Source organism: Streptococcus cristatus (genome assembly GCF_019685515.1).
Lineage (GTDB): Bacteria > Bacillota > Bacilli > Lactobacillales > Streptococcaceae > Streptococcus.
In genome coordinates this window covers 1,544,252-1,555,395 of record NZ_JABFFN010000001.1, presented here as the reverse complement: position 1 = coordinate 1,555,395, position 11,144 = coordinate 1,544,252, and the positions used below count along the sequence as shown (strand labels likewise).

The following is an 11,144-nucleotide window of genomic DNA, read 5'->3' as shown; positions in this document are numbered from 1 at the left end:
TTTTTTCTTAAAATAGTAGAATAAGTAGCAAGTAGTGCCTCTTTTCCAACTATCAACTCCTTTATTTACTACTAAAAAACAGTTGAGAGTATCCCCAACTGTAAGTGTTTATTTTGGATGTCTTTTGGCAAAGTCAACAAAGTGAAATTTTTCTAATTTATGGCGACTTTCGGTGAACTGAAATTGGCGCCCGTCTTGGAGATAGACTTTTGACTTGATTGAAACGACATAAGGGTCTTTGCCAATGTCCATGAGAATCTTGTCTCGGTCACTCGTGTGGTCAATAGTAATTTCTTTCTGAGCATAATCAATATGGAGTTTGAGGTCGTCCTCTATATACGAGTAGATAGACTGCTCAGCAATTTGCCGAGTGAGATTTGGGACCAGTTCCATATCCAGATAGTCCGTATCCAGAACCGATACCAGATCATCCACCACACGCTGGCGGACTACCTTCCAAACCATCCGAAACTCTGGAAAGCCGGTTATCAGTGAGGATTTTTTATCGATAATGATCTTGTCCAGACTGACCACATTAGTCTTAGAGCGAAGTCCAAGTTCCTGGACCAGTTCTTGGTAGCTGGTTAGGTTGGAGACAGGGAAATTGACCGTTTCTTCTTTGACGACTTGAGAACCTTGCCCCCTTATCTTTTTGATCAATCCTTCCTCTTGGAGGAGGGACAGAGCTTTTCGGACGGTGTCACGGCTCACCTGATACTGGTTCATGAGGTCGTGCTCACTGGGGAGGAAATCTCCGACAGTGTAAGTCTCGTTTTGAATGGTTTTTTGGATTTGCTTAAATAGTTGTTGGTATTTCTTCATCTTGCTTCCTTAAATGGGTTTTTAGTCTAGTTCAATGGGCACCTGTATCTATTTTACCATACAAGTGCTAGAAAATATCCAAAAATATCCTCTTTTTATCACAAACAAGTTGCATACATGTTTGGTATCGTTTACAATAGTCTTATCAAATAAAACTTGCTTTGACAAGTATAAGGAGAATAAAATGGGAAAATTTGAACAAGAAGCCAAAGATCTGCTTCAAGCGATCGGAGGCAAGGAGAATGTCACTGCCGTCACCCACTGTGCGACACGGATGCGCTTTGTTCTCGGAGACGAAAAGAAGGCAAATGTCAAGGCCATCGAGTCGATTCCAGCCGTTAAAGGGACCTTTACAAATGCGGGTCAATTTCAGGTGATTATTGGGAATGACGTGCCGATTTTTTATAATGATTTTACTGCTGTTTCAGGCATTGAGGGTGTCTCCAAAGAAGCAGCCAAGTCTGCAGCTAAGAGTAATCAAAATGTACTTCAACGTATCATGACCACTCTGGCAGAAATCTTTACACCGATTATTCCAGCCTTGATAGTTGGTGGACTAATCCTCGGTTTCCGTAATGTCTTGGAAGGGGTGCATTGGTCAATGTTGGATGGTAAGACCATCACAGAATCCTCTCAGTTTTGGGCAGGGGTTAATCACTTCCTCTGGTTGCCTGGTGAAGCAATCTTCCAGTTCTTACCAGTAGGGATTACCTGGTCTGTCTCTCGTAAGATGGGAACCAGCCAAATCTTGGGAATTGTACTCGGGATCTGTTTGGTTTCACCCCAGTTGCTCAATGCCTATTCAGTTGCCTCAACACCTGCATCAGAAATTGCAGCAAACTGGGTTTGGAATTTTGGTTACTTTACTGTTAATCGTATCGGTTACCAAGCCCAAGTTATCCCAGCTTTACTGGCAGGTTTGAGTCTGTCTTATCTTGAAATTTTCTGGCGCAAGCATATCCCAGAAGTCATTTCGATGATTTTTGTACCTTTCTTGTCATTGATTCCAGCTTTGATTTTGGCTCACACTGTCTTGGGACCAATCGGTTGGACAATTGGGCAAGGACTTTCAGCAGTTGTCTTGGCAGGTTTGACTGGTCCAGTTAAGTGGCTCTTCGGTGCTATTTTTGGTGCCCTCTACGCTCCATTTGTCATCACTGGTTTGCACCATATGACCAATGCCATCGATACACAATTAATTGCAGATGCTGGTGGAACTGCCCTCTGGCCAATGATTGCTCTTTCAAATATTGCCCAAGGTTCTGCCGTATTTGCCTATTATTTCATGCACCGCCATGATGAGCGTGAGGCTCAGATTTCACTTCCTGCAACCATTTCAGCCTATCTCGGTGTTACAGAACCAGCCCTCTTTGGGGTCAATGTCAAATACATCTATCCATTTGTAGCTGGGATGATTGGTTCAGCCCTTGCAGGCATGTTGTCCGTTACTTTCAATGTAACTGCGGCCTCTATTGGTATCGGTGGTTTGCCAGGTATCCTCTCTATTCAACCTCAATACATGCTGCCGTTTGCAGGAACCATGCTAGTTGCTATTGTTGTACCAATGATCTTGACTTTCTTCTTCCGCAAAGTCGGTCTCTTTACAAAGACAGAGGATGATACAGCCTTGCAAGCAGAATTCGTTGCCCAAGAAGAGGCAGAATTTGTGAATCATGAACCAGTAACCCTTGCTCCAGTAGAGATTGTCAGCCCCCTTACTGGTCAAGTGAAAGAATTGAGTCAAGCGACGGATCCTGTTTTTGCATCAGGTGTCATGGGACAAGGCCTAGTCATTGAACCAAGCCAAGGTGAGTTAACTTCTCCAGTCAATGGGACAGTGACGGTTCTTTTTCCTACCAAGCATGCCATCGGTATTATCTCTGATGAAGGGGTAGAATTGCTCATCCACATCGGTATGGATACAGTAGGGCTTGATGGCAAAGGTTTTGAAAGTCTTGTAGCCCAAGGAGACCACGTCACAGTTGGTCAGAAATTGATTCGTTTTGATATAGATGCTATTAAGGCTGCGGGTCTCGTGACAGAAACTCCAGTTATCATCACTAACCAAGATGCTTATACAGCGACTATCACTGGAACTTATCCAACAACTATCCAAGCTGGTGAAGCTCTCATGGTCGCTACACGAATCTAATTGAAATAAAACAAACAGGGAAGGAACAGAGGTTCCTCCCTTTTATCGGAAAAGGAGAAACAGATGGCACTTGATAAAAGAAAAGTAGTCTATCAAATCTATCCAAAATCATACAAAGACACCACTGGAAATGGTATTGGGGACTTCCGTGGGATTATCGAGAAAATCCCCTATCTAGCCAAACTGGGCGTGGATATGGTCTGGCTCAATCCATTTTATCCAAGCCCCCAACGGGATAATGGTTACGATATTTCAGATTATATGGCAGTGGATCCTCTTTTTGGTGATATGGCTGATTTTGAAGAGATGGTACGTGTCGGTAAAGAGCACAAGATTGACTTTATGCTGGATATGGTGCTCAATCATTGCTCGACAGAACATGAATGGTTTCAGAAAGCCCTATCTGGCGACCAGTACTACCAAGACTTTTTCTTCATCCAAGATCAACCGACAGACTGGCAGTCTAAGTTTGGTGGCTCTGCCTGGGCGCCTTTCGGGGATACAGGGAAATATTACCTCCACCTCTTTGATGAGACCCAGGCTGACCTTAACTGGCGCAATCCCAATGTCCGCAAGGAGCTTTTCAAGGTTGTTAATTTCTGGCGTGACAAGGGGGTCAAAGGTTTCCGATTTGATGTGATCAATTTGATCGGCAAGGATGAGGTCTTAGTGGATTGTCCTGAAAATGAAGGAAAGCCAGCTTACACAGACAAGCCCATCGTTCATGACTATTTGCGCATGATGAACCAAGCTACTTTTGGAACAGACGATAGCTTTATGACAGTTGGGGAAATGTCCTCGACAACCATGGAGAACTGTGTCTTCTATTCGTCACCTGACCGTCAGGAATTATCCATGACCTTTAATTTCCATCATCTCAAGGTGGACTATAAGGGCGGGCAAAAGTGGACTTTAGCTCCCTTTGATTTCGAAGAGTTGAAAAGTCTTTATCATGGCTGGGGCAAGGAAATGAGTGACAAAAACGGCTGGAGCGCCCTCTTTTGGAACAATCACGACCAACCGCGGGCTTTGAACCGTTTTGTGGATATCCAAAACTTCCGTAATGAAGGGGCTACCATGCTGGCTGCCAGCATTCACCTGTCACGTGGGACACCTTATATCTACATGGGCGAGGAAATTGGAATGGTTGACCCAGACTATGATTCCATGGCCGATTATGTGGATGTCGAGTCCATCAATGCTTATCAGATGCTCTTAAAAGAAGGGAAAAGTGAGCAAGAAGCCTTCCAGATTATTCAGGCCAAGTCACGAGATAATTCACGCATTCCCATGCAGTGGGATGCTTCAGAAAATGCAGGATTTTCAACAGGCACTCCATGGTTGAAAGCTGGTAAATCCTATAAAGATATCAACGTAGAAAATGAAATCCAAGGCCCAATTTTCATCTTCTACCAAGACTTGATTCGACTTCGTAAGGAAATGCCGATCATTTCAGAAGGAAGCTACAAACCAGCCTTTGAAGATAGTAAGCAAGTCTATGCCTTTGAACGTCAGTATGAGGATGAAAAGTTACTGGTCCTCAATAACTTTTATGCCACAGAAGTAGAAATTGAGCTATCAGCAGCCTACCAAAATGGACAGATTCTGATTTCAAACTATGAAGATGTAGAAGTGTCTGAAAAAATTCTGCTCAAACCTTATCAAACACTGGCTATTTATGTAAAATAGTACTCTTCACTCTTCGAAAATCTCTTCAAACCGCGTCAGCTCTATCAGCAACCTCAAAACAGTGTTTTGAGTAACCTGCGGCTAGCTTCCTAGTTTGCTCTTTGATTTTTATTGAGCATAAACGCAGCAAGGAGCTCTCTTTCATCGAAATGAGGAGCTCCTTTTTTGTCGCCTATTGCCCTTTTTGAAAGCGTAAAACAAACTAGTCAGGAAAGTCACTTTATGGTATAATATAGAAGACTCAAAAAGAAACAGGAGAAAAAGAATGGACTTACTTTTAGCAATTATCTTGATTGTGCTAGCTTTTCTAGGAGGAGCTCTTGGAGGGATGTACTTGGTTCGTAAGCAAATCGAAAAAGAATTTGCGGACAACCCACGTTTGAACGCTGATGCAGTTCGTGCTCTCTTGAGTGCAAATGGTCAAAAGCCAAGCGAAGCCAAGGTACAACAAGTTTACCACCAAATCATCCGCCAACAAAAAGCAGCTCTTGCTAACAATAAAAAGAAATAAATAGGAAAAGTCTGGGATGAAAGTTCCAGACTTCTCACTATGTTCAATAGTTCTCAAGGATAAGACTTTTTCCTTGCATTCTATTGATATTTGATTATGATTAATAGAGAGGCAGTTGACATTTTATCAAGCTGTCTATCCGTTCATTTAGGACGAGTAATCATGATGAACTATCAATCAGAAAAGAAGACTAGAAAGAAGACTGTATGGATAATCGACCAATTGGTTTTTTGGATTCGGGTGTCGGGGGCTTGACCGTTGTTCGTGAGCTCATGCGCCAGCTTCCCCATGAAGAAATCGTCTATATTGGAGATTCGGCGCGGGCGCCCTATGGCCCTCGTCCTGCTGAGCAAATTCGTGAATATACTTGGCAGTTGGTCAACTTTCTCTTGACCAAGGATGTCAAAATGATTGTCATTGCTTGCAACACTGCGACTGCGGTCGTCTGGGAAGAAATCAAGGCCCAACTAGACATTCCTGTCCTAGGTGTGATTTTGCCAGGAGCTTCGGCAGCCATCAAGTCCAGTCAAGGTGGGAAAATCGGAGTCATTGGAACCCCCATGACGGTCCAATCAGACATCTACCGTCAAAAAATCCATGATCTGGATCCGGATTTACAGGTGGAGAGTTTGGCCTGTCCCAAGTTTGCTCCCTTGGTGGAGTCTGGTGCCCTGTCAACCAGTGTAACCAAGAAAGTGGTCTATGAAACCCTGCGTCCCTTGGTCGGCAAGGTGGATAGCCTGATTTTGGGTTGTACCCATTACCCACTCCTTCGTCCTATCATTCAAAATGTTATGGGACCAAAGGTTCAGCTCATCGATAGTGGGGCAGAGTGTGTGCGGGATATCTCGGTTTTGCTGAACTATTTTGAAATCAATCGTAGCCGAGATGCGGGACCTCTTCAACATCGTTTTTACACAACAGCCAATAGCCAAAGTTTTGCCCAAATTGGAGCAGAATGGCTGGAAAAAGAGATTCATGTGGAGCATGTAACTTTATGACAAACAAAATTTACGAATATAAGGATGACCAGGACTGGTATGTCGGTGTCTGGGATGTCTATGGAGGCATCTGTAGCCTTATCAAAGATCCTCTCGAGCTTGATTTCATGGATTTAGCGCGGATTTTTTGTGACGAAGAAAATGAATTTCCGATTACGATAACGGTGATGCGCTGGTCTTCTAACTTCCGTCTGCTCTCTTTTATCGTTGAGATTTTAAATGCAGAAGCAGGACGTAACTTGGAAGTCATCCAACGTCAGGGAGCCCTACTCTTGGTTGAAGATGGGCAGCTTTTGCATGTCGAACTACCTAAAGAAGGGGTCAATGTTCAAGCCTTCTTTGAGACTAGCAAGGTCAGAGAAACTCTGCTCATTGCGACTCGTAACGAGGGCAAGACCAAGGAATTCCGAGCTATCTTTGACAAGCTAGGCTATGATGTGGAAAATCTCAATGACTATCCAGATCTTCCTGAAGTAGCTGAAACAGGCATGACTTTTGAAGAAAATGCCCGCCTGAAGGCAGAAACCATTTCTCAATTAACAGGCAAGATGGTGCTAGCAGATGACTCAGGTCTCAAAGTCGATGTCCTCGGCGGTTTGCCAGGTGTTTGGTCAGCCCGTTTTGCAGGAGTGGGAGCGACAGACCGAGAAAACAATGCCAAACTCTTGCACGAATTGGCCATGGTCTTTGAACTCAAGGACCGTTCGGCACAATTCCACACAACCCTGGTTGTAGCTAGTCCAAACAAGGAAAGTTTGGTCGTCGAAGCTGACTGGCCAGGTTACATTAACTTTGAACCTAAGGGTGAAAATGGCTTTGGCTACGATCCTCTCTTCCTTGTGGGAGAGACAGGCAAGTCAGCAGCTGAATTAACCCTTGAAGAAAAAAATAGCCAATCCCACCGTGCCTTAGCCGTTAAGAAACTTTTGGAGGTATTTCCATCATGGCAAAGCAAACCATCATTGTAATGAGTGACTCCCACGGAGATAGCTTGATTGTGGAAGAAATCCGTGACCGCTATCTGGGTAAAGTCGATGCCATTTTTCACGATGGTGACTCAGAAATCCGTCCAGACTCTCCACTCTGGGAGGGCATCCATGTCGTCAAAGGCAACATGGATTTTTATGCCGGCTACCCAGAACGTTTGGTAACTCAACTTGGTCCAACCAAGATCATCCAGACTCATGGGCACTTGTTTGATATCAATTTCAACTTTCAAAAGTTGGACTACTGGGCTCAGGAAGAAGATGCCGATATCTGTCTCTATGGTCACTTGCATGTTCCAAATGCTTGGATGGAAGGAAAAACACTCTTTTTAAATCCAGGCTCCATCAGCCAACCACGAGGAACCATCAGGGAATGCCTCTATGCCCGTGTGGAGATTGATGCCAGCTATTTCAAAGTAGACTTTTTGACACGTGATCATGGGGTTTATCCAGGCTTGTCCAAGGAGTTTGCTCGATGATTGCCAAGGAATTTGAAGCATTTTTACTGGAGCAGGAAGGAACCTTTCTCACCCCTGCTGACAATCTAGCAGCTTTGATTGATACCCATAATGCTGACCATGCGATTTTAGTGCTGAGCCAAATCACCTATACCCGTATCCCTGTTGTGACCTTTGACAAACGCTTTGTCGGAACCATTGGTCTGAGAGATATTTTGGCTTATCAAATGGAGCAGGGTTTGACAGATGAGCAGATGGCAACGACAGATATCGTCAATATGACCAAGACCGATGTGGCAGTTGTCGCTCCAGACTATAACATCACTGAAGTCCTCCATAAACTGGTGGATGAGCCCTTCTTGCCAGTGGTAGATGATGAAGGAATTTTTCAAGGAATCATCACGCGCAAGTCTATCCTCAAGGCCGTCAATGCCCTCTTGCATGACTTTAGTAAGGAATATGAGATTCGATGCAAATGAGAGATAGGATATCAGACTTTTTAGAGGGAAAGCAGGGTTTGTCTGCCAATTCCAAGCAGTCCTATAAGTACGATCTGGAGCAATTTTTAGACATTGTAGGTGAGCGGATCTCTGAGACCAGTCTCAAGATTTACCAATCTCAACTAGCCAACCTAAAAATGAGCGCCCAGAAACGGAAACTTTCGGCCTGTAACCAATTTCTCTACTTTCTCTATCGAAAAGGAGAAGTGGACAGCTTTTATCGTTTGGAATTAGCCAAACAAGCTGAAAAGAAGACCGAAAAGTCAGAACGGTTAGACCTAGAGTATTTTTGGCAGGAAAGTGACTATCCAGAGGGGCGCTTGCTAGCGCTCTTAATCCTAGAAATGGGACTCTTGCCAAGTGAGATTTTAGCCCTCAAGGTTGCAGATATCAATCTGGATTTTCAGGTGTTGCGAATTAACAAGGCTTCCCAACAGAGGATTGTAGCCATTCCTAGGACCTTGCTTTCAGAATTGGAACCCTTGATGGGGCAAACCTATCTCTTTGAAAGGGGAGGAAAAGCCTATTCTCGTCAGTGGGCCTTTCGTCAGCTGGAGTCCTTTGTCAAGGAGAAAGGTTTCCCCACCTTATCAGCCCAAGCCTTGCGGGAACAGTTCATTCTAAGACAAATAGAAAACAAGGTCGATTTGTACGAAATTGCAAAAAAACTAGGATTAAAAACAGTTCTGACCTTAGAAAAATATAGATAATGGATATTAAATTAAAAGATTTTGAAGGGCCCCTGGACTTACTCTTGCACCTGGTTTCTAAGTACCAGATGGATATTTACGATGTGCCCATTACGGAAGTTATCGAACAGTACCTAGCCTATGTCTCAACTCTGCAGGCCATGCGTCTGGAAGTAACGGGCGAGTATATGGTTATGGCCAGTCAGCTGATGCTGATAAAGAGTCGCAAGCTCTTGCCAAAGGTAGCAGAAGTGACAGACTTAGAGGATGACCTGGAGCAGGACCTTCTCTCCCAAATCGAAGAATACCGCAAGTTCAAGCTCTTGGGTGAGCGCTTGGAGGCTAAGCACCAAGATCGGGCCCAGTACTATTCCAAAGCGCCGACAGAGTTGATTTACGAAGATGCGGAGCTTGTACATGACAGGACGACCATTGACCTCTTTTTGGCTTTTTCAAATATTCTAGCCAAGAAAAAAGAGGAATTCGCTCAGAACCACACGACCATCCTGCGGGATGAGTATAAGATTGAGGACATGATGGGCATTGTAAAAGAGTCCTTGACTGGACGAGACCAGTTGCGCTTGCAGGATTTGTTCAAGGAAGCCCAGAATGTCCAAGAGGTCATTACCCTCTTTTTGGCAACCCTAGAGTTAATCAAAACCCAAGAACTGATCCTTGTTCAAGAGGAGAGTTTCGGAGATATCTATCTCATGGAAAAGAAGGAAGAAAGTCAAGAGGCACAAAGCTAGACTTGATAGAGAGGAAAGATGAGTACTTTAGCAGAAATAGAAGCGCTCTTGTTTGTAGCAGGTGAAGATGGGATTCGGGTCCGTCAGTTGGCTGAACTCCTCTCGCTTCCCCCGACAGGCATCCAGCAGAGTTTAGAAAAATTAGCCCAAAAGTATGAAAAAGACCAAGAGTCGAGTTTGTCCCTGATTGAGACAGGTGGCGCTTACAGATTGGTGACCAAACCTCAATTTGCAGAGATTTTGAAGGAATACTCCAAAGCTCCCATCAACCAGAGTTTATCTCGGGCTGCCCTTGAGACCTTGTCCATCATTGCCTACAAGCAGCCCATTACGCGGATAGAAATTGATGCTATCCGTGGAGTCAACTCGAGTGGGGCCTTGGCAAAGTTGCAGGCATTTGATTTGATACGAGAAGACGGAAAAAAAGAAGTGTTGGGTCGCCCCAACCTCTATGTGACTACGGATTATTTCCTAGATTACATGGGAATTAACCATTTGGAAGAACTGCCAGTGATTGATGAGCTTGAGATTCAGGCTCAAGAAAGCCAATTATTTGGTGAAAGGATAGAAGAAGATGAGAATCAATAAATATATTGCCCACGCAGGTGTGGCCAGTAGGAGAAAAGCAGAAGAGTTGATCAAGCAAGGCTTAGTGACGGTTAATGGCCAAGTGGTACGTGAACTCGCAACGACCATCAAGGCTGGTGACAAGGTCGAAGTTGAAGGTCAGCAGATCTACAATGAAGAAAAGGTCTACTATCTGCTTAACAAACCACGTGGAGTGATTTCCAGTGTGACAGACGACAAGGGCCGCAAGACTGTTGTCGACCTCTTGCCCAATGTCAAAGAGCGCATCTACCCTGTAGGTCGTTTGGACTGGGATACATCAGGGGTCTTGATTTTGACCAATGATGGGGACTTTACAGATGAGATGATTCACCCCCGTAATGAGATTGACAAGGTCTATGTCGCGCGTGTTAAAGGTGTGGCCAATAAGGACAATCTCCGCCCCTTGACCCGTGGGCTTGAGATTGATGGCAAGAAAACCAAGCCAGCTGTCTATGAGATTCTCAAAGTGGATCCAGTTAAAAATCGCTCTGTGGTACAGTTGACCATCCATGAGGGACGCAATCACCAGGTTAAAAAGATGTTTGAAGCCGTCGGTCTTCAAGTGGATAAGTTGTCTCGGACCCGTTTCGGGCACCTAGACTTGACAGGCCTTCGTCCAGGCGAAGCCCGTCGTCTTAATAAAAAAGAAATCAGCCAACTACACACCATGGCTGTAACCAAGAAATAATGAAACGAATCTTAATAGCGCCAGTACGCTTTTACCAACGTTTTATCTCACCAGCTTTTCCCCCCTCATGTCGCTTTGAGCCTACTTGTTCCAACTACATGATTCAGGCTATTGAAAAACATGGTTTCAAGGGTGTTTTGATGGGCTTGGCTCGGATTTTACGTTGCCACCCCTGGTCGAAAATAGGTAAAGATCCTGTCCCAGACCACTTTTCCCTCAAACGGAATCAAGAAGAGTAAGTCAGTATAATCATCATCCTTTCTGTTTAAACATCTCAATATATATGTATA

At 44.3% G+C, this 11,144-nt stretch carries 13 protein-coding genes; 12 read left to right on the top strand and 1 reads right to left on the bottom strand.

What is annotated here, in order from left to right:
• Positions 1–108: 108 nt before the first annotated feature.
• Positions 109–822: a trehalose operon repressor gene (gene treR / locus FOA33_RS07600; protein ID WP_221161174.1), complete on the bottom strand. Its 714-nt coding sequence runs from the start codon at positions 820–822 to the stop codon at positions 109–111.
• A gap of 184 nt (positions 823–1,006) precedes the next feature.
• On the opposite strand from treR, the gene treP reads away from it, so the two are divergent.
• The 12 genes from treP to yidD all read left to right on the top strand — a co-directional run bounded on the left by treP (position 1,007) and on the right by yidD (position 11,093).
• A complete protein-coding gene (treP, locus tag FOA33_RS07595) occupies positions 1,007–2,974 on the top strand; it encodes a PTS system trehalose-specific EIIBC component (RefSeq protein ID WP_221161173.1) in 1,968 nt (655 codons plus the stop codon).
• 63 nt (positions 2,975–3,037) lie between these two features.
• Positions 3,038–4,663 carry an alpha,alpha-phosphotrehalase gene (gene treC, locus FOA33_RS07590; RefSeq protein WP_221161172.1) on the top strand — a complete coding sequence of 542 codons (1,626 nt, stop codon included), beginning with the start codon at positions 3,038–3,040 and terminating at the stop codon, positions 4,661–4,663.
• A 265-nt stretch (positions 4,664–4,928) separates the two neighbouring features.
• Positions 4,929–5,174: a YneF family protein gene (locus tag FOA33_RS07585; RefSeq protein WP_221161171.1), complete on the top strand. Its 246-nt coding sequence runs from the start codon at positions 4,929–4,931 to the stop codon at positions 5,172–5,174.
• Between the two features lie 206 nt (positions 5,175–5,380).
• Positions 5,381–6,175, top strand: a complete 795-nt coding sequence (gene racE / locus FOA33_RS07580) for a glutamate racemase (protein WP_000370379.1) — start codon at positions 5,381–5,383, stop codon at positions 6,173–6,175.
• Positions 6,133–7,143, top strand: coding sequence for a nucleoside-triphosphate diphosphatase (locus tag FOA33_RS07575; protein ID WP_398576421.1), 1,011 nt, complete (start codon positions 6,133–6,135; stop codon positions 7,141–7,143). The genes racE and FOA33_RS07575 overlap by 43 nt, the downstream gene beginning before the upstream one ends.
• Positions 7,119–7,640: a metallophosphoesterase gene (locus FOA33_RS07570; RefSeq protein ID WP_221161169.1), complete on the top strand. Its 522-nt coding sequence runs from the start codon at positions 7,119–7,121 to the stop codon at positions 7,638–7,640. The genes FOA33_RS07575 and FOA33_RS07570 overlap by 25 nt, the downstream gene beginning before the upstream one ends.
• Entirely contained in the window at positions 7,637–8,098 is a 462-nt protein-coding gene (cbpB, locus tag FOA33_RS07565) for a cyclic-di-AMP-binding protein CbpB (protein WP_033629338.1), read from the top strand. Before FOA33_RS07570 ends, cbpB begins: the two co-directional genes overlap by 4 nt.
• Positions 8,095–8,829 (top strand): site-specific tyrosine recombinase XerD, encoded by a 735-nt coding sequence (gene xerD, locus FOA33_RS07560; protein ID WP_311043424.1) that lies wholly within the window; start codon positions 8,095–8,097, stop codon positions 8,827–8,829. The genes cbpB and xerD overlap by 4 nt, the downstream gene beginning before the upstream one ends.
• Positions 8,829–9,557 (top strand): segregation/condensation protein A, encoded by a 729-nt coding sequence (locus FOA33_RS07555; protein WP_221161167.1) that lies wholly within the window; start codon positions 8,829–8,831, stop codon positions 9,555–9,557. Before xerD ends, FOA33_RS07555 begins: the two co-directional genes overlap by 1 nt.
• Positions 9,558–9,575: 18 nt before the next feature.
• The gene (gene scpB, locus FOA33_RS07550) at positions 9,576–10,145 is read left to right on the top strand and encodes an SMC-Scp complex subunit ScpB (protein WP_139690281.1); all 570 of its coding nucleotides are present in this window, start codon (positions 9,576–9,578) and stop codon (positions 10,143–10,145) included.
• The gene (locus FOA33_RS07545) at positions 10,132–10,854 is read left to right on the top strand and encodes a pseudouridine synthase (RefSeq protein ID WP_221161166.1); all 723 of its coding nucleotides are present in this window, start codon (positions 10,132–10,134) and stop codon (positions 10,852–10,854) included. The genes scpB and FOA33_RS07545 overlap by 14 nt, the downstream gene beginning before the upstream one ends.
• A complete protein-coding gene (gene yidD, locus FOA33_RS07540) occupies positions 10,854–11,093 on the top strand; it encodes a membrane protein insertion efficiency factor YidD (protein WP_000821621.1) in 240 nt (79 codons plus the stop codon). The genes FOA33_RS07545 and yidD overlap by 1 nt, the downstream gene beginning before the upstream one ends.
• Positions 11,094–11,144 lie beyond the last annotated feature (51 nt).